Annotated in this window: 22 protein-coding genes, 1 pseudogene and 1 riboswitch; of the genes and pseudogenes, 11 read left to right on the forward strand and 12 right to left on the reverse strand. The window is 32.5% G+C overall.

All coding sequences use genetic code 11. The annotated features are described in order from the left end of the window. Positions 1 to 25: 25 nt before the first annotated feature. On the reverse strand, positions 26 to 1618 hold the full coding sequence (pckA, locus tag V1T75_RS05515) for a phosphoenolpyruvate carboxykinase (ATP) (protein ID WP_330487562.1): 1593 nt from the start codon (positions 1616 to 1618) through the stop codon (positions 26 to 28). An 86-nt stretch (positions 1619 to 1704) separates the two neighbouring features. Continuing rightward, positions 1705 to 2085 carry a DUF423 domain-containing protein gene (locus tag V1T75_RS05520; RefSeq protein ID WP_330487563.1) on the reverse strand — a complete coding sequence of 127 codons (381 nt, stop codon included), beginning with the start codon at positions 2083 to 2085 and terminating at the stop codon, positions 1705 to 1707. An 80-nt stretch (positions 2086 to 2165) separates the two neighbouring features. On the opposite strand from V1T75_RS05520, the gene V1T75_RS05525 reads away from it, so the two are divergent. The 7 genes and pseudogenes from V1T75_RS05525 to V1T75_RS05555 form a co-directional block, all read left to right on the forward strand. Further along, positions 2166 to 3536 (forward strand): saccharopine dehydrogenase family protein, encoded by a 1371-nt coding sequence (locus V1T75_RS05525; protein ID WP_330487564.1) that lies wholly within the window; start codon positions 2166 to 2168, stop codon positions 3534 to 3536. Between the two features lie 134 nt (positions 3537 to 3670). Next, positions 3671 to 4144: a hypothetical protein gene (locus tag V1T75_RS05530; RefSeq protein WP_330487565.1), complete on the forward strand. Its 474-nt coding sequence runs from the start codon at positions 3671 to 3673 to the stop codon at positions 4142 to 4144. A gap of 67 nt (positions 4145 to 4211) precedes the next feature. After that, positions 4212 to 4781, forward strand: coding sequence for a Crp/Fnr family transcriptional regulator (locus V1T75_RS05535; RefSeq protein WP_330487566.1), 570 nt, complete (start codon positions 4212 to 4214; stop codon positions 4779 to 4781). A gap of 82 nt (positions 4782 to 4863) precedes the next feature. After that, positions 4864 to 6138: an NAD(P)/FAD-dependent oxidoreductase gene (locus V1T75_RS05540; RefSeq protein WP_330487567.1), complete on the forward strand. Its 1275-nt coding sequence runs from the start codon at positions 4864 to 4866 to the stop codon at positions 6136 to 6138. 7 nt (positions 6139 to 6145) lie between these two features. Further along, positions 6146 to 6901: a DJ-1/PfpI family protein gene (locus V1T75_RS05545; protein WP_330487568.1), complete on the forward strand. Its 756-nt coding sequence runs from the start codon at positions 6146 to 6148 to the stop codon at positions 6899 to 6901. A 111-nt stretch (positions 6902 to 7012) separates the two neighbouring features. Then, a riboswitch (cobalamin riboswitch) is annotated at positions 7013 to 7199 on the forward strand. Positions 7200 to 7385: 186 nt separating this feature from the next. After that, positions 7386 to 9710, forward strand: coding sequence for a 5-methyltetrahydropteroyltriglutamate--homocysteine S-methyltransferase (gene metE / locus V1T75_RS05550; protein ID WP_330487569.1), 2325 nt, complete (start codon positions 7386 to 7388; stop codon positions 9708 to 9710). Between the two features lie 65 nt (positions 9711 to 9775). After that, positions 9776 to 10156: pseudogene (locus tag V1T75_RS05555) on the forward strand (acyl-CoA thioesterase); the annotation flags it as partial. Between the two features lie 86 nt (positions 10157 to 10242). Here the strand turns inward: V1T75_RS05555 and V1T75_RS05560 are convergent. The 4 genes from V1T75_RS05560 to V1T75_RS05575 form a co-directional block, all read right to left on the reverse strand. Then, positions 10243 to 10962: a tRNA1(Val) (adenine(37)-N6)-methyltransferase gene (locus V1T75_RS05560; RefSeq protein WP_330487570.1), complete on the reverse strand. Its 720-nt coding sequence runs from the start codon at positions 10960 to 10962 to the stop codon at positions 10243 to 10245. Between the two features lie 216 nt (positions 10963 to 11178). Next, positions 11179 to 11838 carry a tRNA (5-methylaminomethyl-2-thiouridine)(34)-methyltransferase MnmD gene (gene mnmD, locus V1T75_RS05565; protein WP_330487679.1) on the reverse strand — a complete coding sequence of 220 codons (660 nt, stop codon included), beginning with the start codon at positions 11836 to 11838 and terminating at the stop codon, positions 11179 to 11181. Between the two features lie 7 nt (positions 11839 to 11845). Next, positions 11846 to 12265, reverse strand: a complete 420-nt coding sequence (locus V1T75_RS05570; RefSeq protein WP_330487571.1) for a hypothetical protein — start codon at positions 12263 to 12265, stop codon at positions 11846 to 11848. Then, positions 12265 to 12777, reverse strand: coding sequence for a DUF4920 domain-containing protein (locus V1T75_RS05575; RefSeq protein ID WP_330487572.1), 513 nt, complete (start codon positions 12775 to 12777; stop codon positions 12265 to 12267). The genes V1T75_RS05570 and V1T75_RS05575 overlap by 1 nt, the downstream gene beginning before the upstream one ends. Positions 12778 to 12897: 120 nt before the next feature. Between V1T75_RS05575 and V1T75_RS05580 the strand changes: the two genes are divergently transcribed. Together V1T75_RS05580 and V1T75_RS05585 are read left to right on the forward strand one after the other, a co-directional pair. After that, positions 12898 to 13947, forward strand: coding sequence for a branched-chain amino acid aminotransferase (locus V1T75_RS05580; RefSeq protein ID WP_330487573.1), 1050 nt, complete (start codon positions 12898 to 12900; stop codon positions 13945 to 13947). A 67-nt stretch (positions 13948 to 14014) separates the two neighbouring features. After that, positions 14015 to 14950 carry a TlpA family protein disulfide reductase gene (locus tag V1T75_RS05585; RefSeq protein WP_330487574.1) on the forward strand — a complete coding sequence of 312 codons (936 nt, stop codon included), beginning with the start codon at positions 14015 to 14017 and terminating at the stop codon, positions 14948 to 14950. A 46-nt stretch (positions 14951 to 14996) separates the two neighbouring features. Here the strand turns inward: V1T75_RS05585 and V1T75_RS05590 are convergent, their stop codons facing one another. From V1T75_RS05590 to V1T75_RS05600, 3 genes are read right to left on the reverse strand one after another with little or no spacing between them, the layout of a single operon-like run. After that, positions 14997 to 15383 carry a nucleoside triphosphate pyrophosphohydrolase family protein gene (locus V1T75_RS05590; RefSeq protein ID WP_330487575.1) on the reverse strand — a complete coding sequence of 129 codons (387 nt, stop codon included), beginning with the start codon at positions 15381 to 15383 and terminating at the stop codon, positions 14997 to 14999. An 11-nt stretch (positions 15384 to 15394) separates the two neighbouring features. Beyond that, positions 15395 to 16075: an HAD family hydrolase gene (locus tag V1T75_RS05595; RefSeq protein ID WP_330487576.1), complete on the reverse strand. Its 681-nt coding sequence runs from the start codon at positions 16073 to 16075 to the stop codon at positions 15395 to 15397. Beyond that, positions 16075 to 16806 (reverse strand): SDR family NAD(P)-dependent oxidoreductase, encoded by a 732-nt coding sequence (locus V1T75_RS05600; RefSeq protein WP_330487577.1) that lies wholly within the window; start codon positions 16804 to 16806, stop codon positions 16075 to 16077. Before V1T75_RS05600 ends, V1T75_RS05595 begins: the two co-directional genes overlap by 1 nt. A 39-nt stretch (positions 16807 to 16845) precedes the next feature. On the opposite strand from V1T75_RS05600, the gene V1T75_RS05605 reads away from it, so the two are divergent. After that, complete coding sequence (locus V1T75_RS05605) at positions 16846 to 17058, forward strand: hypothetical protein (protein WP_299009581.1); 213 nt, start codon at positions 16846 to 16848, stop codon at positions 17056 to 17058. Positions 17059 to 17060: 2 nt separating this feature from the next. Here V1T75_RS05605 and V1T75_RS05610 read toward each other — a convergent pair whose 3' ends face one another. The 3 genes from V1T75_RS05610 to V1T75_RS05620 all read right to left on the reverse strand — a co-directional run bounded on the left by V1T75_RS05610 (position 17061) and on the right by V1T75_RS05620 (position 20709). Then, positions 17061 to 17981 carry an ion channel gene (locus tag V1T75_RS05610; RefSeq protein WP_330487578.1) on the reverse strand — a complete coding sequence of 307 codons (921 nt, stop codon included), beginning with the start codon at positions 17979 to 17981 and terminating at the stop codon, positions 17061 to 17063. A gap of 87 nt (positions 17982 to 18068) precedes the next feature. Beyond that, complete coding sequence (locus tag V1T75_RS05615) at positions 18069 to 20102, reverse strand: dipeptidyl-peptidase 3 family protein (RefSeq protein WP_330487579.1); 2034 nt, start codon at positions 20100 to 20102, stop codon at positions 18069 to 18071. 46 nt (positions 20103 to 20148) lie between these two features. Beyond that, on the reverse strand, positions 20149 to 20709 hold the full coding sequence (locus V1T75_RS05620) for a DNA-3-methyladenine glycosylase I (protein WP_330487580.1): 561 nt from the start codon (positions 20707 to 20709) through the stop codon (positions 20149 to 20151). A 99-nt stretch (positions 20710 to 20808) separates the two neighbouring features. On the opposite strand from V1T75_RS05620, the gene V1T75_RS05625 reads away from it, so the two are divergent. Continuing rightward, complete coding sequence (locus V1T75_RS05625) at positions 20809 to 21243, forward strand: DUF6146 family protein (protein WP_330487581.1); 435 nt, start codon at positions 20809 to 20811, stop codon at positions 21241 to 21243. Positions 21244 to 21248 lie beyond the last annotated feature (5 nt).

Raw genomic sequence — 21248 nt, forward strand, 5'->3', positions numbered from 1 at the left:
TTTCTTAGTATTTATGTTTTAAAGGTTACGCTATTGGCCCACCTTTAATAATTTCCTCGCTTGCCATTTCTTCAAACTGAGCAAAGTTCTTTCTAAATGAATTCGCTAATTCCATAGCTTTTGCATCATAAGCATCTTTGTCTGCCCATGTTTGCTTTGGATTTAATACTTCATCAGGAACATTTTCACAAGTAGTTGGCATTGATAATCCAAAAATTGGGTGTTGTACAAATTCAACATTTTCTAAATTACCTTCTAAAGCTTCTGTAATCATAGCACGAGTGTACTTTAATTTCATTCTGCTACCAGTACCGTAAGCACCACCTGTCCATCCAGTATTAATTAACCAAACGTTTACACCTGCTTCTTGCATTTTCTTGCTTAACATTTCAGCGTAACGCGTTGGGTGTAACGGCATAAATGGAGCTCCAAAACAAGCTGAAAAACTTGGTAATGGCTCGTTAATTCCTGCCTCTGTACCTGCTACTTTAGCAGTATATCCAGAAATAAAGTGATAAGCTGATTGTCCTGGTGTTAACTTAGAAATTGGAGGCAGTACTCCAAAAGCATCTGCTGTTAAAAAGAAGATGTTCTTTGGGTTTGCACCTTTTGACGGTGTTTGAATATTTTCAATGTGATAAATAGGGTAACTTACACGTGTATTTTGTGTAATTGATGTATCAGCAAAATCTACCTTTCCTTTATCGTCCATCACGATATTTTCAAGGATTGCTCCTCTTTTAATTGCTCCGTAAATCTCTGGTTCTTTCTCTTGAGACAAGTCGATTACTTTTGCATAACAACCACCTTCAAAGTTGAAGATTGTGTTTTCAGCAGTCCAACCATGCTCATCATCACCAATTAAACTACGATTTGGATCCGTAGATAAGGTCGTTTTACCTGTACCTGATAACCCGAAGAAAATAGCAGTATCTCCATCTTTACCAACGTTTGCAGAACAGTGCATTGGTAAGGTATTTTTAAATACTGGTAAAATAAAGTTCAACGCAGAGAAAATACCCTTTTTAATTTCTCCTGTATATCCTGTACCACCAATTAATGCTACTTTTCTAGTAAAGTTTAAGATAGCAAAGTTGTGTTGGCGTGTTCCATCTATTGCTGGATCTGCCATAAAACCTGGAGCGTTTACTACTGTCCACTCTGGAGAAAAGTTTTTCAACTCTTCAGCTGTAGGACGTAAAAACATGTTGTATGCAAACATGTTACTCCAAGGATATTCGTTTACAACACGAATATTTAACTTGTAGTCTTCATCTGCACATGCATAACTATCACGCACAAACACCTCTTTGTTTGATAAATAGTTAGTTACTTTATCGTATAGCTTGTCAAATTTTTCTGAATCAAAAGGAATGTTGATATCTCCCCACCAAACTTGGTCTTCAGTTATATCGTCTTTAACGATAAAACGATCCATTGGAGAGCGACCTGTGAACTCACCTGTTTTAACAGCTAATGCTCCAAAACTGGTTTCTTCTCCTTGTTCTTTTTCAATAGTGATGTCGTGTAACTCGTCTGAAGTTAATTGATAACGAACCGTAGCGTCTTTTATGCCTAAGTTATCTAACGATATCGTTTTCGTATCAAGATTTGTCATCTTAAAAGATTTTAGTTGTGTTTAATTTTGGACAAAAATAGTTCTTTTTGATTAAAAAGATGAATCATACAAAGATTTTATCAACTTTAACTTTTAATAACTTTTTTTAAAAAGCGATATGCTAATAGGCTCCAACCCATAATTAATAGCATTCCTCCTAAAGGTGTAACAAACCAAATGGCTATTGCAGGAACGTTTGCTAAGTAAATTAAATAAATGGATCCTGAAAACAATAAAATTCCAGCTATTAAAAAATAACTAATCCTGTTCTTTTCTTTGTTTGTAAACTCAGCAAACATGTTTACTAAAAGTAATAATAGCGCATGAAAAATCTGATAACGTACAGCAGTTTCAAAACTTTCTAAAGCTTCCGGTGCTAGTCTTGTTTTTAAGGCATGAGCTCCAAAGGCTCCTAAAACAACAGCAATTCCTCCTAAAATCGCTGCTATTGTTAAATTTTTATACATTATTTTAGTTTTTGTTTAAATTTAAACTTTTTTAGCGATATTGTCGCCTCAAAATTTAGTGATAACAAAAATACATTATAATGAGAAATATATTGATAATTGGTGCTGGTAGATCAAGCTCTTCACTTATAAAATATTTAGTAGATAAATCTTCAGAGGAAAACCTACACATAACTATTGGTGATGTTTCATTAGAAAGTGCTCAATCTAAAGTTAACAATCATTCTAATGCTACAGCAATACAGTTAGATGTTTTTAATACAGAAGAACGCTCAAGTGCAATTCAAAAAGCAGATATCGTTATTTCAATGTTACCCGCTCGTTTTCATATTGAAGTAGCTAAAGATTGTATTACTTACGGAAAACACATGGTTACCGCCTCATATATTTCTGATGAAATGAAAGCGTTAGATGAAGAAGCTAAAGCAAAAGGATTAGTATTTATGAACGAAATTGGTCTGGATCCAGGAATTGACCATATGAGTGCGATGCAAGTTATTGACCGCATAAAAGAACAGGGAGGTAAAATGCTATTATTTGAATCTTTTTGTGGCGGATTAGTAGCTCCTGAAAGTGATACTAATTTATGGAACTATAAATTTACTTGGAATCCCAGAAATGTGGTATTAGCAGGTCAGGGTGGAGCTTCAATGTTTATACAGGAAGGAACCTACAAGTACATTCCATATCAAAAATTATTTAGAAGAACTGAATTTTTAACTATTAATGGTAGTGGAAGATTTGAAGCATACGCTAACCGTGATTCTTTAAAATACAGAAGTATTTATGGTTTAGAAGATATTAAAACTATGTATCGCGGAACAATTCGTAAGGTGGGATTTTCTCGTGCTTGGAACGTATTTGTTCAATTAGGAATGACTGACGATACGTACACGATTGAAGATTCAGAAAATATGAGTTATCGTGATTTCACAAACCTTTTCTTAGCCTACTCTCCTTCAGATTCTGTTGAGTTAAAGTTTCGTTCGTATACAAAGATTGATCAAGATGATTTAATGTGGGATAAATTTGTAGAGTTAGACATCTTCAACCCAAATAAAAAAGTAGGATTGAAAAACGCTACTCCTGCTGAAATTTTACAAAAAATATTGATGGATTCTTGGACTCTTGAAGCTGAAGATAAAGATATGATTGTAATGCATCATATTTTTGGATACCAATACAAAGAAGACAAGTATCAAATTGAAAGCAGTATGGTTATTAAAGGTGATGATCAAACTTATACTGCCATGGCAAAAACGGTTGGTTTACCTGTAGCCATGGCTACGGTACGTATTTTAAATGGTGATATTACAACTCCTGGCGTACAATTACCAATCAATAAAGAAGTGTACGAACCGATTTTAAAAGAATTAGAAGACTACGGAATTAACTTTATTGAAAAAGAAGTTCCTTATTTAGGTTATAACCCTGAGAGTGTAAAGGGGTAGTTAAACTTTAAATATTTACTCTTTTTTAATAAATTAGCAATTGAGGATATTTTCTGGTATTATACTGGTTTATATCCTCAATCATCATTAAAAAGAATTGTAACCAACAAATTATTTGTACGTATTTTACAATTATGGAAAAAATTGAAATCAAAGAAGGTTCTATCACCAGAGTAATTTCAAGAACGGTAGGTTTAGTTATCATTTCTTATTTAGTTTTCAACTTTTATGACAACCCTAGTATTTATGGTATTTGTATATTTATAATATCCTTTCAATTACTTGTAAATGATGAAGCCTATACAATTACAGCTGACAGTAGAGGAATTGAAGTATCCCACTCAAACCTTCTTAAAATATCAGCTTCAAAACAATATATTCGCTATTCTGAAATTAGTGATATTCGATTTACCCATAACAAGTTCTCTTTAACTATTTTCCTTCTCAATGCTATTATTCGCTCTGCCGCAAAATCACATAAAGATTCCTTACTCACTATCTATAAAAAAAATGGAGATTTAATCGAAATGAAAGGAGTAGGTACTAAAGGAGAGGTAGAATATTTGCGAAAATTATTATCAATAAATCTTACTCAACAACAATCATAACAACTTAAATCACAGAAAGACCTATACTAAAAGTTCGTATTTTTACATTTCAACACTACACTAACAAATGGTCGAACGTATTTTAACAGAGCATATTAAAGGATACACTTCTTTTTCTGAAGAAGAGTTATCAGAAATAGCAACATTTTTCGATCATCAACCCTACAAGAAAAAAGAAACTTTATTATTTACTAACCAACGATGTGATAAACTATTTTTTGTTGCCAAAGGTTGTTTACAATTATATTTTATTGATGATTTAGGCTATAAAAAAACTACACAGTTTGCTTTGGAGAATTGGTGGTTAACAGACTTTTTAGCGTTTCAACACCAAAAACACGCTAACTTTACGATAGAGGCAGTTGAAAACTCTATAGTTTTATCAATCTCCTTTTCGAAATACAATGAATTATTAAGCAAATTCCCATTACTAGAAAAATATTTCAGAAACATATACGAAACAGCTTACGGAGCTGCTTTAATGCGTTTAAAATACATAAACAGCTACTCTAAGGAAGAACTGTTTTTTAGGTTTAGAGAAGACTTTCCTGAGTTTGTGCAACGAGTACCTCAATATTTATTAGCTAGCTTTTTAGGCTTAACTCCTGAATATTTAAGTGAAATTAAAAGAAAATAACATTTCTTAAGCTAGTTTATTTTTTACTGAAATCTTCTTAACTACCTTTGTACTTATATTAATTTAAGGGCATAATAGCATTATGAAAAATATGAAAAAACTTGTCGTTGTTGGCGGCGGGTTTGCTGGATTAGAACTTATAAAAGGATTAGGAAATTCAGAAAATTATCAGATTATTTTAGTAGATAGTAATAACTACAACTTCTTTCCTCCTTTAATCTATCAAGTATCTACAGGTTTTATGGAACCATCTGCAATTAGTTATCCATTCAGAAAAATATTAAGAAAGTTTAAAAACGCTCGTTTTCGACTCGGTACTCTTGAAAAAGTTGTTCCCGAAAAAAACAAAATAGTGGTAAGTAATGGAGAAATAGAATACGACATCTTAGTAATGGCTACTGGAACAGAAACTAACTTTTTTGGAAACAAAAACATTGAAAAGTACAGTTTACCTATGAAAACGATTAGTGATGCCTTATCTCTTAGAAATGTTATCTTAACTAGATTTGACCGAGCTACTAGAATTCACAATCCAGAGGAAAGAAAAAAATGTTTAACTTTTGTAATCGCTGGCGCAGGTCCTACTGGAGTTGAGCTTTCAGGAATTTTATCTGAAATTAAAACGTCAATTATCATAAAAGATTATCCTGAGTTAGATGAAAACGACTTTGGAGAAATTCACCTTATCGATGGTCAAAGCTCTGTGTTAGCTCCTATGTCTAAAAAAGCACAAAAATACACTTCTAAAAAGTTAAGTGAGCTCGGAGTTAGATTAACGATGAATACTATGGTTAATGACTTTGATGGTGAAACTGTGTACTTATCAAACGGAGAAAAAATAGAAACCAAAAACCTTATTTGGGCAGCTGGTGTATGTGCAAAAACATTTGATGGTTTTTCAACAGAAAGCTTTGGTCCCGGTAGAAGATTAAAAACAAATTCATTTAATCTAGTACATTCATATGATAACATTTATGCTTTAGGAGACTGCGCCTTAGTTTTAGGCGATGAGAACTATCCTAATGGGCACCCGCAATTAGCCCAACCAGCATTACAACAGGCAAAGAACTTAGCTAAAAATCTTAATAGGAAAAACGATAACTGGAAGACTTTTCAGTACAACGACAAAGGCTCTTTAGCTATTATTGGACGAAATAAGGCTGTACTTGACTTTCCTGGTCAAAAACAATCCTTAAAAGGTTTTGTTGCATGGTTAATTTGGATTTTTGTACACATTATGGGGCTTGTAAACTTTAAAAACAAAGTAAGAACTCTATACAACTGGTTAGGCTACTACATATACAAAGACCAATATTTTAGAATGATTATTAAACCTACTCAAAGAGATACTAAATAAAATACGCATGAAAAATTTAAGCATTGTAACACTACTAATTTTTACAATTATTACTGTTAGTTGTAATTCAGAAAAATCGAAAACAGATAACAAAACTGAAGAAGTTGAACAAGTTATATCTCCAACTGACACCCTAACTAAACACCTAAAACCTTTTAATCCCGATCTACCAACAATTGGACTTTTAATGTTTAACGGAGTTTTACAAGGAGAAGTTATAGCAACGTCAGATGTTTTTGGTAAAGTAGACAAAGATGGTAAACAACTTTTTAATGTAGTAGCAATAGCTGAGACTCCTAAACCCATTACTACCGAAGAAGGAATGCATTTTGTTCCTGATTATACTTTTGACAACTGTCCTAAGCTAACAGCTTTATTTGTACCAAGCGCTTACGATATGTATGCTCAAGTACATAATAATAAAGTGGTAAATTTTATAAAAACAAAAAATCAAGAAACCCAATACACTGTTAGTAATTGTGCTGGGGCAAATTTAATTGGTAAATCAGGTATAGCAGATGGTCATAAAATTGTAACATGGATTGGTGGTGGTGAACAACTACAAAAAGACTATCCAAATTTAAAAGTGCAAAACGACAGCTTGGTAACTTTTATTAAAGACGGTAAGTTTTTATCTTCAAATGGAAATTTAGCTAGTTATATTTCAGCATTGGAGCTTCTTGAAATTATGACAAATACAGAACACAGAAAATTTGTTGAAAGTTACTTATACCTAGATCAACTTAAAAAATGGGAACAGTAAACATTCACTATTATTGTTCTTTTTCAAACATAAGCATCAATTAATTGATGCTTTTTTTATGCTCTTTTCTCAAAAAATAATACCTACATTTACTCCGATAAGTTCTTTACATACTTCATCAACCGAAAAGGTTTTACTTAGCTGTAGATTAATAGGGAATCGTGTGCAAATCACGAACTGTCGCGCAACTGTAAGTAACACACCAAAGGTTTTTATCCTAGCATATCCACTGCCAAAAGCGGGAAGGATGATAAAAGCTGTTATAAGTCAGGAGACCTGCCTATTCGGATATTGACAATGCTTTCGCGATTTGAAGCTTTTGGGTCATACCGATGTTATATTTTAACGCACACTTTCTTTTACAGAATGCCGTGCTTGTTTTGGTATACCATTATTTTTCCTCAAACATCTTATCGTTTTTAGCATTGCGAAGCATCTAAAAGAGCTTTTAAATTATTGTTTAATTATAAAAGTTTAAAAGAAAATGCAAACGCACATTCTTGGCTATCCGCGTATTGGTAGCAACAGAGAACTCAAAAAAGCCTGCGAGCAATATTGGTCGGGCAAAACTAGTTTACAGGAACTTCTTGAAACAGGAAGAAACATCTGTCAACAAAACTGGAAAACACAGCAAAAAGCAGGCATAGACCTCATTCCTTGTAATGATTTTTCTTATTACGATCAGGTGTTAGATATGACACTTACTGTTGGTGCAGTTCCTAAACGTTACAATGAAGTAGCTTTAAAAACTTCAAACTCTGAACTGGATCTTTACTTTGCTATGGCAAGAGGATATCAAAAAGATAACCTTGATATTACTGCTATGGAAATGACCAAATGGTTTGACACCAATTACCATTATATCGTTCCTGAATTTTATAGAGATCAAGAGTTTAAACTGTTTTCCAACAAAATTGTTAATGAGTTTGTGGGGGCAAAACAAGCGGGAATTAATGCCAAACCTGTAATTATTGGTTTGGTTAGCTACCTTCTTTTAGGAAAAGAAAAAGAAGAAGGTTTTGACAAATTAGATTTGGCCTCAAAACTACTTCCTGTGTATCTTGAAATTCTACAAGAGCTTCAAACACATGGCGCTGAGTGGATTCAGTTTGACGAACCTTTCTTAGCATTAGACTTGAGTGAAAAAACTAAAGAAACCTATCAATTTATCTATAATGAGATTAGAAAAAAGTTCCCTAAACTACAATTTATAGTGACTACCTATTTTGAAGGACTAAAAGATAACCTTTCGTTAGCCAATATTCTCCCTATAGATGCACTACATATCGACTTAGTTCGCTGCGAAGAACAATTAGATGATGTATTGAACACATTTACTGAAAACAAAATTTTATCATTAGGTATTGTAGATGGTAGAAATATTTGGAAGAATGATTTTGAAAAGTCCTTGCAACTTATTCAAAAAGCTACTGATAAATTGGGCTCTGACAGAGTTTTTATAGCTCCTTCATGTTCTTTATTACACACGCCTTGCGACTTAGAGTTAGAAACAACTTTAGATAATCAAATTAAACAATGGCTTGCCTTCGCTAAACAAAAACTTACCGAAGTAAGCTTATTAAAAGAGTTATCTAAAAGCACTAGTGATAAAAGTGTTTTAAATGCTTTTGAAGAAAACAAAAAAGCTATTGAAAACAGAAAATCTTCAACATTAATTCATCATAACGATGTAAAACTGCGTGTTGATGCCGTTACTAAATTAGATTCTCAAAGAAAAAATGACTTTTCAGTTCGTCAAGAAGCACAAGAAAAAGTACTGAATTTACCACTATTCCCAACCACAACCATTGGCTCCTTCCCTCAAACCAAAGAAGTAAGAAGCTGGAGGGCTCAGTATAAAAAAGGAAATTTAAGTAGTGAAGAATATAAATACTTACTTAAAAAGGAAACTCAAAAGACCATTCAATGGCAAGAAAAAATAGGTCTTGATGTATTGGTTCATGGTGAATATGAACGAAACGACATGGTAGAGTATTTTGGTGAGCAACTTGCTGGGGTTACTTTCACTAAAAAAGGTTGGGTTCAAAGTTATGGTAGTCGTTGTGTAAAACCTCCTATCATTTATGGCGATGTTTACCGACCTCATCCAATGACTGTTTACTGGTCGCAATACGCGCAATCTTTAACTGACAAATGGGTTAAAGGAATGCTTACAGGCCCAGTTACCATTTTACAATGGTCTTTTGTGCGTGACGATCAACCTCGTAGCATTACTTGTAAACAAATTGCACTGGCTATACGAGATGAAGTTAAAGATCTAGAAAATGCTGGTATTCGAGTTATTCAAATTGACGAACCTGCTATAAGAGAAGGACTTCCTCTTCGAAAATCAGGATGGAATGATTATCTAAAATGGGCTGTAGAAGCTTTTAAAATTTCATCATGTAGTGTAGATGACGCTACTCAAATACATACACATATGTGTTATTCAGAGTTTAATGACATTATTCAAAACATTGCTGATATGGATGCCGATGTGATTACTATTGAATGTTCACGCTCTCAAATGGAGCTATTGAATGCCTTTGCCAATTTCAAATACCCGAACGAAATTGGTCCTGGAGTTTACGATATCCATTCACCAAGAGTTCCTTCAAAAGAAGAAATGGTTGAGTTACTACAAAAAGCACAAAAAGTTATTCCAGCTTCTCAACTTTGGGTAAATCCGGATTGCGGTTTGAAAACCAGACATTGGGACGAAACTGAAAAAGCATTACTCGCTATGGTTTCCGCTGCAAAAGAAGCTTCATTAAGCTACAGTACTAACACCTTAGAAACTGTAAACTAATAATGGTTTAAAAAGTGCCTGAATACTATCATGTTCAGGCACTAATCATACTAAAGAAATAAAAAATGACCACAGAAAAAAAAATAACTCAATCTGAAACACGAATTTTCAAAGCCGTATTTCCAAATACAACCAATCATTATGATACACTGTTCGGAGGAACTGCCATGCAATTAATGGATGAAGTTGCTTTTATTACTGCAACACGATTTTGCAGACAAAAAGTAGTTACTGTAAGTAGTGATAAAATTGATTTTAAAAAACCCATTCCAGCTGGAACTATTATTGAATTAATTGGACGAGTGAGTTATATAGGTAATAAAAGTTTACAAGTTACTGTTAAAATTTTCACTGAACACATGTATTCGCATCACAGAGAAAAAGCCATTGAAGGGGAGTTTACCTTTGTAGCAATTGATGAAAACAAAAATCCTATTGCAGTAATAAAAAATAGCGCTGAAGAGCTACATTACTCACAACAAGAACATCTTAAAACTAAACAGAAATTTTGATAATATAACCTCATAACAGGTTACATCTTTAAATAAAAACCTTTCGTCAAATTAATATAGGCATCAGTATACTGGTGCCTTTGTGTTTCTATAATTAATTCTTCTTCTTGTATAGAACTTTCAGTAAACGACAGCTCTAATAAACTACGCTTGGTTTCAGTAGTAGGAGTTCCTTTTACTCGGCAAACTCTGTTTAAGTATAAATTATACTTCTTAGCTAGTTCGATAAAACTTTCTTCTTCTTTAAATGGGATAATGGTTGAAAATCTTCCATTTTCAGATAAAATTTGACCCACTCCTTTTAACAACTCTTTAAAAGACAATGAACTCGTAAATCGTGCTTTATTTCTCGCAACATCTTCTGTTTCGTAATTATCGGTATAAAATGGTGGGTTGGATACAATTATATCATACTCTTCTTCTTCCTCAGACATTTCTGCTGCAAATTCCACAAAAGAAGCATTGTAACAAAAGAGTCTATCCCCCCAATCTGATTGCTCAAAATTCTCTACAGTTTGTTCATAAGCATCTCCATCCACCTCTACTGCATCAATTGTCATGGCACCACTTCGTTGTGCTAACATTAATGAAATAACACCTGTACCAGAACCAACATCTAGCATTGTATCTGGATAATCTCCTAAATTACACCATGCACCTAACAATACTGCATCGGTACCAACTTTCATTGCAGTTTTATCTTGATGTACAGCAAACTCTTTAAATTGAAATGGTTTCATTTATAAAAATCTCCCAAGAATTTTTTCTGCATTGAAAAATAAATACAATACAACAATTAATAAAATCACTAAGAATACCCCTCTTTTAGGATTTCCTTTTTTTCGATTACCGAAACGTCTTTTAAACTCCATTTGTTTGTTTTCTAATTTCTATATTAATTACGTAAAATATTATTTCCTAACTTTTGTTCTCGTAACATTTAGCTACGCTGAATATTACTCGCCTACTTTCGTAGCTCGTAACATTTCTCTTTTCCCTGGAGGCCCAGGTAAACGTTCCACCTCAAAACCTACTGCTTGCATTGCTCGTCGTACACTTCCCTTTGCTGAATAGGTTACTAAAATCCCTTCTGGTTTTAACGCAGCAAACATAATTTTAAAAATATCTTCCGTCCATAAATCGGGTTGTACTCTTGCTCCAAAAGCATCAAAATAAATTAAATCGAAGTAATTCTCATCGGTAATTTCGGCAAAAAATTGCTTGCGTTTAGTCAATGAAAAATTAGGAGTAATCTTGTGCTTTTCTTCCCAAGAAACTTCGTGAATTTTATCAAAAAGGTCTTGTTTATCACCTGCCTCTAACTCCGTAACATAATTCAATTTTACTACTTCTTCCTTGGCTACTGGATAAGCTTCAACACCAACGTAATCAATATTTATATCTGCTTCTAAAAGCGTAATAAAACAATTGAGTCCTGTACCAAAACCTATTTCTAAAATAGAAACACTTTTGGTATCTACATATTTTAGTCCATTTCTAATAAATACATGATAGGCTTCTTGTATTGCTCCGTGTTTAGAATGATATTGTTCATTCCATTCGGGTAAATGAATGGTGGTGGAACCATCGGACGTTATGATAATTTCTCGTTTGATAACTAAACTATTTAATCAGTAACTTTTTAATTCTTGGTATTGGCCCTGTGCAAGTTGTTTTATGACAAGCAATGCAACTGTTTACTGCTTGGTTAAAATTTTGTTTTAAAGAATCTTTTGATCCCGAATATACTCGCTGTAAATTTTGAATATACTGTTTTGAAAAAGCTTCAAAACTTACATTCCTATCTGCTGGATCCGTTAAAACAGCAGTATGAATATTCAGATAAGTTTCTGGAAAATCACCTATAGATGCTCCTTCTAAAATCTTATTCTTAATGGTCATATTTCCTTCGTACATAGCATTCATTAAAGCTGCCATTTCGGAAGATTGATACATAATAAGTTCCTCTTTTGGTTCTTTTTTTTCCTCTTTACAAGAAAAAAATACCAAAGACATCAATAAAACAACAATTAATTGTTTCATTATTTCTTCATTAATACTCCATCTGCTTCAAAAGCATAGGTGTATTTTGGTTCTGTAATGTTTGCTATTTCTTCTTCAGATTTTCCTGCATCCTTAGCATAATGCTGTAATTCATCTACAGAAATCTCAGTAACAAAAGCTTTACCATTTACTACCACTTCTTTATGATCTGCATTTAAAGGCATGAAGAAACCATAATCTTTAAAACGTACCATTGATTCTTCTTCTTTTCCTAAATCTAACTTCATCCAACACCCTTTTTTCTTACATACTTCATTTATTGTTGAAGCAAATTTTATATTCAAGGTATCTCCCTTTTTTAAACTTTTGAATTTAGCTCGCATTTCTTCAGCAGAAATAGCATCGATATCTGTAATCTCATTTCCAAACGATGCATACGCTATTTTTTGTTCTTTAGTAGTGCTTATAGTAGATGTCTCATCTTTCTTTTCAACTTTACAAGCTACAAACCCTATACTTAAAACCGTAGCAAAAACCAATAGTCTTTTCATTTTCAAAAATTTAAAATTAACATTCAACAAATATACTTATATTTCCCTAAGCAAGGAGCTAGACTCAAAATATACCACTAGATTTTGTATCTTCGTAGCACTTCTAAAAACAACAACACAATGAATATTGATATTGAGCTTATACAAGAGTCAAAAATAGACACCGTAGATTTTAATAATTTAACTTTTGGTCGCACTTTTACTGACCACATGTTAGTTTGTGACTTTGCCAACGGAGAATGGAAAACACCTAAAATTATGCCTTATGGACCTTTATTGTTTGAACCTTCGGCTAGAGTTTTTCATTACGGGCAAGCTGTTTTTGAGGGAATGAAAGCTTACAAGGATGATAATGATGAGGTGTTTTTATTTCGTCCAGATGAGAATTTTCATAGAATTAATACATCTGGCGCTCGTTTAGCAATGCCTCCAGTTCCTGAAAATGTATTTTTTGAAGGCTTAAAAAAACTGCTTGAAATAGATGATGCATGGATTAAGAAAGGAATTGGAAATTCATTATACATCCGTCCGTTTATTATTGCTTCTGAAGGCGCCATTGCTGCGTCTCCTGCTGAAGAGTATAAATTTATAATTATTTGTTCACCTGCTCAGTCATATTACGCTGGTGAAGTAAGAGTTATTTTTGCTGAAGAGTACAGTCGTTCTGCTGATGGTGGTGTTGGTTTTGCTAAAGCCGCTGGTAACTATGCAGCTCAATTTTACCCTACTAGTTTAGCGCATAAGGAAGGCTATCAACAAATTGTTTGGACTGATGCCAACACTCATGAATACCTTGAGGAAGCAGGAACAATGAATATCTTTTTTAGAATAGGAGACAAACTTGTAACCGCTCCAACCAATGATCGTATTTTAGATGGGGTTACTCGTAAATCGATTATTCAACTTGCTAAAGATTACAAAATAGCTATTGAGGTAAGAAGAGTTTCTGTTGCTGAAATTAAAGAGGCCGCAAGACAAGGTGAACTAAAAGAAATCTTCGGTTCTGGTACAGCAGCTGTTATAAACCCTATAAAAGGTTTTAAACATCAAAATGATACTTTTGAACTGCCTGAGATAAGTGATTCTTATGCCTCTTTCTTTAAAGACAAGCTACTTAACATTCAGTATAACAAGTTAGAAGACAAGCACAACTGGAGAGTTAAAATTTAATCGTTTCATTAAAAAAAGCTATATTAGTGAACAGAATTAAGTTATTTTAACAAAAAATTCTAAAGAAATGAGAGATATTATACCTACTTTATTATCAATAGGGGTTGGTTTTGCTATTTCATTTTTTGGATTAGATTTTTATTCTGATTCATTAAAAAATGAAAACAAAATCATAGCCCAAAGCAATGAGGTTACTGCTCCTATAGAAACTGTAGAAACCTCTTCGAAAGAAGAAGCACTTCCTAAACCTGTTAGTGAAAATGACATGCCTAAGGAAGCTATGACTGCTGAAGAACCTTCAACTGGAGCCACTTCTATAGATGTTGAAGATATTCAAAAAAGCTTTGATAATTGGGAGGCTTACACAAAAGAAAACATTGATTTGATGGCTACTTTTACGCCTTTAGACAATGAAGGAACAGCTATGGAGAAAGGGATCTTTTTAACGCTACTTCGCACAGGTGCATACATCCCTATCAAGTCTGAAAAAGATGGCAAACTACAATATCAACTAACAAATATTGATGAATCTGCAGATGAAAAAATTAAGAAATCAATTGTTAGTAAAGCTTCAATAGCCCATCAGTATTTTAAAATGGAAGGTAAAAAACTTCCCAATTACAATTTTGTTGATTTAAAAGGAAAAGCTCATAATAAAGCAGATACAAAAGGAAAATTACTCGTATTAAAATGCTGGTTTATTACCTGTAAGGTATGTGTTGAAGAGTTCCCTGAACTAAATGAATTGGTTGATAAATATAAGGATGACAAAATAGAGTTTGTTAGCTTGGCTTTTGATAAAAAAAATGAACTTGTTGAGTTTTTAGAAACTAAAGAGTTTAAATACCCAACCATTCCTGAACAAAAGGATTATATGGCGAAAAAGCTAAAAGTAAAACAATACCCTACTCACTTAATTGTAGATGCTAATGGTGTTATTATTAAAATGGTTAGTAATGTTAAAACATTAACATCAGAATTAAAAAGAATTATGGGTAAATAAATAGAAAAACAAAATGTAAAAAAAGCTCCTCAATGAGGAGCTTTTTTTATTTATCTAAAATTTCTTTAATGTTTGGCTTAAAGTAATTAGGTCCTTTCAACACTTTGCCATCTTCACGATAAATTGGCTTACCGTCTTCTCCTAACTTGCTCATATTACTTCGTTGAATTTCATTGAATACTTCTTCTATTTTATGTTGCATTCCATGTTCTATAATAGTTCCACATAAAATATACAGCATATCTCCTAAAGCATCTGCTACCTCAACCAAATCATTATTTTGAGCAGCCTCTAAATATTCTTCATTCTCTTCTTTCATTAAATTATAACGAAGTAAATTTCTTTCTTCACCTATGTTAGCTGTGGGTTTATTTTTAATTCCTAACCCGAATGCACTATGAAATTCATGTACTGCTTCAATTCTTTTTTTCATTCTATTATGACTTATGTGATTTGTAATTCTGTTTTTACTTTTTGAAAATTAAATTGTGTCCAATCTTGAATATAACTCTTAATTCCTTCTTCTTTAAAATCTGATAAATTTTTATTTCTGATACCTAAAAAATTAACTCCTACGTTTTTTGCAGTTCTTAAATCCCAAATACCATCCCCTACCGAAATAATATTTTTAAATTCTTCTACTTGAAAATAACTTTTTGCTTTTTGAATTGCCGAGTTTACAATTTCTTCTCTTGTGAATAAATTATTTGATGCTTCTACTAAATTCGGAACAAAATTTATACCTGCTTGTTCTAATTTAATTAATGCTGGTTTTAACAGTGATCCGGTTGCAAAACAAATGGCATAATCAGTTTCTTTCATAAAAAAATCGACGACTTCTCCTGCACCTTGTATTTCTTCGGTTTTTGTTAAAGACAATAGTAGTTCCGTCATTTTTTCTTCAAACTCAGGAATAAAAGAAAAACTAAAAGTTGTATTAAAATTAACTTCATAGTTTCTTTTTAAAATATAACTATCCGTCATGTTTTTATAACTTTTCCAGTCTTGGTTTACTTTAGTTATTCCAAAACTTTTCATTGCCTCTACATACGCTTCTTGATGTTGATTTTCACTTTTAGTTAGTGTGTCATCAATATCAAACACTATTAAGTTTTCTTTCTTCATTATGTTGCCATTTTTAAAACTCTTGCTGGTACTATTTTTAATACCCAAGCTATTAATCTCCATCTTTTTGAGATATAAGCTACTCGTTTTTTTCGTTTTATTGCTGCATAAATTTGATTAACTGCTTTTTCTAAAGGAACCATCCAAAAAACGCCATCACCTAATGCCATTGCGGTATCAACAAACCCCGGACGGATATCTGTAATAAAAACTTTTTTTGTTTTAATAGATTTTGTTTTGATATACAGGCTCTCTAAATACGCTTTTTGATATGCTTTAGAAGAGAAATAATCTGGTGCTGCTCTATTTCCACGTAGTGAAGCGATAGAAGAAATACCGACTAAATGACCAAAACCTTGTTTTTTAAATAACTTATAAGCTAAAGCATAAAGTTTTGTTACTCCTAAAACATTCGTGTTTATAGTTTGCTCTTGTTTATCCCAATTCAACTTTGGGTTTACAAACCCCACTCCTGAAGATTGTATCACCAAATGAACTTCTCCTAATTCATTTACGAACTCATTAAACACTTCCTCTACCTCTTCAACTTGCTGAATGTCATTTTGTTTGGTGAGTATTTGGTTCGAATATTTCCCCTTTAACTCTTCTAGTTTTTCGAGTCTTCTCCCCGTTACCGCTACAATATAATTTTCTTGTATTAGTTTTTCTACAAGTCCTTTTCCAATACCAGAAGTACCTCCAAAAATAATTGCTGTTTTAGTTTTCTCCATTCTAAAATCATTCTTTAACTTTGCTAAAAATACAATTTTATGTTTATACTTATTGCTGCTAAAATGTTTACTACAGGCAGAATCATTTTTGCGAGTTTATTTGTTATAGCTTTTATTATTTTGATGTTTTTTAGCTACAAAAAGGATGCTAAAAACAACAAGAAATACTATCAAAATGCAGCTATTTATGTAGCTATAGGAATTGCAGTAGTAATTGCACTGTTATTCTTGTCGAAACTACTAACGAAGTAATTCTAATTTATTTTTGATATTTCACTTAACCTAGAGTGATCTAATACGGTATTACCTGCTTCATCAAAATAAAACGATGAAGTATATTTCACATCTACTTCAAGAGAAGAAAAATTGTACGAAGTAATTTGATATACTTTTTGCCCGAAAGATTCTTCATGATATTGCATTAAAACATAAAGAATTCCGTCTAACTTACTTAGTTCTTTATTTGAATATTTATATAACGGACTTTTCTCATCTATTTCATGTACAACTGTCCAAACAGTTGGTAAATACATAATTTTATTCCTTTCCAATGCTAGTTCATAAAATTGTCGTTTGTATTCTCCTTTAGATGCTTTCTCTGAAATCGATAAGGTTACTGTTATTTCAGGTTCTATCATTACTGTTTTTCGGCGATTCATTAACCGAAACATTAAAGCTCTATGATCTTTAAAATCTCTTAAAATTAAATTTTCACTAAAACGAATAGCTGCTTTTGCTTTTGAAAAACGCCCATACAACAATCCTGTAATAAATGAAAAACTCAATAAACCTATCATAGCTTCGAAAGCTGCAATAACATTTGCTGCAATACCTTTAGGGGCAATCCCTCCATACCCTACCGTTGTTAGGGTTTGTGCACTAAAGAAAAATCCATTTAAAAGATCGTCTAAAAAATTTCCTTTTGAAGGTGTTATTTGTTCTATCCCTATAAACACATATACAAATGCAAAAAGAATATTTAATAATGAATACCCAATGAGGATAAATGCAAAAAATTGCCACCACGGTAATTCTATAAAAAAAGTATACAAATCATCAGCCCCAAACTTTCTATTGGCATGCACTACGTTAGAAGTACCATCTGCGTTAATTACACTTTGTGCATTACGACTTGAACCATAACCTAAACCAGGGTCTTTTACTTTTTTTGCCATGTATCATTTATTAATCTCTCTAAAAGTACAAAACCGATTCTAATTAGAATCGGTTTTGATTTTTTACTATTGCTAAAACGGAGCTTCTTAATTTTTAACAGGTAAGAAGTTATAATTTTTAGCATAGAATTTCATTTGCTCTTCAAATGTTTCTGCTTGTTTAACTGTAATATCTGTAATATTTCCGTCAGCATCGGTCACTGGTTCTAATACTGGATTTACAAATCCACTATAAGGAGCAGATGTAAACTGAGCATTACGATCTAAAACTTCTTTATGAATATCTTGATCTACTTTTACTCCATAACCTTCTACTAATGCTTTTGCCGCTTCAAAATCTCCTTCTGATTTAATTCTTTGTGCTTCTTTTAATAAACGACCAAAAATCTCACGAAGCTTTTCGTAATCATTGATATTATAAAATGTTTTTCCATCTCTGGTAACTTTTTCAATTACATTATCTTTCGCTCCTTGTTCAAAAGCCCACGCTGAAACCCATTGACGGTTTACCATATGATCTTCTTCAATATCATCTCCTAAGTTAATTCTGATTAACTGCGTCATTAATCCGTTTCTGATATATCCATCATAAGCAGCTTTACCTACTTTTTGCCAATCATCAACTAAACCTAATTCTTGTAACTTAGGATCCATTAAGTAATACAGTCCAACTAAATCTGCTCTACCCTCTTCCATTGTAGAAGCGTAGTTTTTCAAAGTTTCTTTTGGTTGCCCTATACCGTCATTAATAACCCCAGAAGCATGACCAATTACCTCGTGTAATGCTGTGTGTAATTTATCAGCTAGCTTACCATATTTAATCTCTAAATCGATTTCTTCTTGATCATTCGCAAATTCTTTTAAACGTCCAGTTCCTCCAGCATTGTTATAAGAACCTATAATATTTCCTAACGATACCGATTTAGAACCGTGTTGTTGACGAATCCAGTTATTGTTCGGTAAGTTCACTCCAATTGGTGTACTTGGAGATGCATCTCCTGCTTCACCAGCGACATTTACTGTTTTATACGAAACTCCTACCACATCTTTCTTTTTGTGAGTTGGATCTAATGGAGAATTATCTTCAAACCATTGAGCGTTGTCTGATAATACTTTCATCTTTTTAGACATATCGAAGTCTTTGATCTGTACAATTGTTTCGTACGAACCTCTGTACCCTTTAGGATCATTATATACTTCAATAAAACCATTAATCCAATCAATATTTCCTTCGGTAGATTCTACCCAAGCAATTGCATATTCGTCCCAAGTATGTAAATCTCCTGTTTTATAGTATTCGATTAACAGCTCTAATGTTTTTGCTTGCTTTTCGTTTTCTGCTACTTCTTTAGCTTTTTCTAACCAATAAACAATTTTATCGATTGCTTGCCCGTACATTCCACCAGACTTCCAAACTTTCTCCACTAATTTTCCTTCCTCACGAACTAACTTCGAGTTTAATCCAGCCTCAATTGGTTGTCCTTCTGGGCCTTTATCAGCTTTAGCATAAAAATCTTCTACATCTTTACTTGTAATATCTGCTCCGTAAAAGTTTACTGCTGATGCTAATACATTATCTACCCCAGCTTTTTTGTTTACTTTTTTAGCATCTTTATCATTAAAAATAACGTCTAATGCTTCCGTAGATAACTCAGTATTAGTTTCTTTTAACAACGTTTCTAAATACTCCTTAGAAAAGGTAGGTTTTAACTTATCGTTAGAATAATGGTGGTGGATTCCGTTTGAAAACCATACTCTTTTTAAATAAGTAGTGAATGCTTTAAAATCTTCACTTTCCTTATCTCCTTTAAAGTTATTATGAATGTTTTCTAAAGCAGCTCTAATTTCAAGATTGTGACGGTAGTTTTGATCCCACATAATATCACGCCCAGATAAACCAGCTTGTGTTAAATAGTACACTAATTTTTTTTCTTTTAGTGTTAACTCATCAAACCCAGGAATTTGATAACGTAACACTTTTATATCAGCAAATTGCTCAACAACATATTCAAACTCTTTTGCCTTTTTTTCTACTACTTTAGGCTCTTTTTTTGCATCTACACCACAAGAAGTTAATACTCCTGCTGCTGCAAATGCACAAAGCATTTGTTTTAGTTTCATTTATATAGTTTTAAATTTATTTTTTTGAATGCTAAAATTACGAAATTTAAACTTCATGATATCGAAAACAGTCGGTTGTATGGTCGTTTACCATTCCCGTCGCTTGCATATGTGCATAAATTACAGTTGAGCCAACAAACTTAAACCCACGTTTTTTTAAATCTTTTGAAATCGCATCTGAAAGTTCTGTTGTTGCTGGTACTTCTTCTCTCTTTTCAAACTTGTTTACTATCGGCTTTCCGTTAGTAAAATCCCAAATGTATTTTGAAAATGTCCCAAACTCTTCTTGCACCTTCATAAAAGCCTGAGCATTAGTTATAGTAGCTTTTATCTTCAGCTTATTCCTTATAATTCCAGCATCCAAAAGCAATTCTTCATATTTATTTTCAGAATATTTTGCTATTTTTTTATAGTCGAAATTATCAAATGCTTTTCTAAAGTTTTCTCTTTTCTTTAAAACTGTAATCCAACTTAAACCTGCTTGGAAGGTTTCTAATATTAAAAACTCAAACAATTTATCATCATCATATACGGGCACTCCCCACTCATGATCATGATACTCAATATATAATGGGTCATCACTAACCCAAAAACACCTTTTCTTCATTTTCTATTATTTAATGCTGAAAATTACTGTTAAACAAGTTAAAAATCAATTAAAAACGGAATAATTTTTGCACTTTTATAATTACAAATCATACTGATTATGAAAACCTTACAACACATTATATTTCTTAGTATTATCGGAGTTTTGTTATGGTCTTGTAGTTCTACTCCTATAAAAAATGCTTCAAACACTCAACAAAAAGAGGAACCTGTTGTAATTGCTAATGACAGTTTAGAGTATGAAATTATAATTATTGACCCTGGTTTTACTGCCTATTTAAACAGCATTGCTAAACCAGAAGGCTTTTACTCACAACAATACCTAGAAAATAAAAACCGGTTGTATGTAAACACATGGAATTATCGAGCTAGAAACCCTCTACAATTTAATTCAACCATTTATGAAAACGTAATCGACTACGGTTCGCATATTGATTATGGTTACGAAGTAAACTATAAATTGTTTAATTATTTTGAGTTTGCTCAACGAAAATACCGCATAAACTTAGGGATTGGTATAAATCGTTGGAACTAGCAATC

The sequence above is a fragment of the Tenacibaculum sp. FZY0031 genome, assembly GCF_036350695.1.
In the GTDB taxonomy this organism is placed as follows: Bacteria; Bacteroidota; Bacteroidia; order Flavobacteriales; family Flavobacteriaceae; genus Polaribacter.

Coding starts and splice junctions, on each gene's coding strand:
- pckA (WP_330487562.1), bottom strand. CDS start 1,618: ATGACAAATCTTGATACGAAAACGATATCGTTAGATAACTTAGGCATA.
- V1T75_RS05520 (WP_330487563.1), bottom strand. CDS start 2,085: ATGTATAAAAATTTAACAATAGCAGCGATTTTAGGAGGAATTGCTGTT.
- V1T75_RS05525 (WP_330487564.1), top strand. CDS start 2,166: ATGAGAAATATATTGATAATTGGTGCTGGTAGATCAAGCTCTTCACTT.
- V1T75_RS05530 (WP_330487565.1), top strand. CDS start 3,671: ATGGAAAAAATTGAAATCAAAGAAGGTTCTATCACCAGAGTAATTTCA.
- V1T75_RS05535 (WP_330487566.1), top strand. CDS start 4,212: ATGGTCGAACGTATTTTAACAGAGCATATTAAAGGATACACTTCTTTT.
- V1T75_RS05540 (WP_330487567.1), top strand. CDS start 4,864: ATGAAAAATATGAAAAAACTTGTCGTTGTTGGCGGCGGGTTTGCTGGA.
- V1T75_RS05545 (WP_330487568.1), top strand. CDS start 6,146: ATGAAAAATTTAAGCATTGTAACACTACTAATTTTTACAATTATTACT.
- metE (WP_330487569.1), top strand. CDS start 7,386: ATGCAAACGCACATTCTTGGCTATCCGCGTATTGGTAGCAACAGAGAA.
- V1T75_RS05560 (WP_330487570.1), bottom strand. CDS start 10,962: ATGAAACCATTTCAATTTAAAGAGTTTGCTGTACATCAAGATAAAACT.
- V1T75_RS05570 (WP_330487571.1), bottom strand. CDS start 12,265: ATGAAACAATTAATTGTTGTTTTATTGATGTCTTTGGTATTTTTTTCT.
- V1T75_RS05575 (WP_330487572.1), bottom strand. CDS start 12,777: ATGAAAAGACTATTGGTTTTTGCTACGGTTTTAAGTATAGGGTTTGTA.
- V1T75_RS05580 (WP_330487573.1), top strand. CDS start 12,898: ATGAATATTGATATTGAGCTTATACAAGAGTCAAAAATAGACACCGTA.
- V1T75_RS05585 (WP_330487574.1), top strand. CDS start 14,015: ATGAGAGATATTATACCTACTTTATTATCAATAGGGGTTGGTTTTGCT.
- V1T75_RS05590 (WP_330487575.1), bottom strand. CDS start 15,383: ATGAAAAAAAGAATTGAAGCAGTACATGAATTTCATAGTGCATTCGGG.
- V1T75_RS05595 (WP_330487576.1), bottom strand. CDS start 16,075: ATGAAGAAAGAAAACTTAATAGTGTTTGATATTGATGACACACTAACT.
- V1T75_RS05600 (WP_330487577.1), bottom strand. CDS start 16,806: ATGGAGAAAACTAAAACAGCAATTATTTTTGGAGGTACTTCTGGTATT.
- V1T75_RS05605 (WP_299009581.1), top strand. CDS start 16,846: ATGTTTATACTTATTGCTGCTAAAATGTTTACTACAGGCAGAATCATT.
- V1T75_RS05610 (WP_330487578.1), bottom strand. CDS start 17,981: ATGGCAAAAAAAGTAAAAGACCCTGGTTTAGGTTATGGTTCAAGTCGT.
- V1T75_RS05615 (WP_330487579.1), bottom strand. CDS start 20,102: ATGAAACTAAAACAAATGCTTTGTGCATTTGCAGCAGCAGGAGTATTA.
- V1T75_RS05620 (WP_330487580.1), bottom strand. CDS start 20,709: ATGAAGAAAAGGTGTTTTTGGGTTAGTGATGACCCATTATATATTGAG.
- V1T75_RS05625 (WP_330487581.1), top strand. CDS start 20,809: ATGAAAACCTTACAACACATTATATTTCTTAGTATTATCGGAGTTTTG.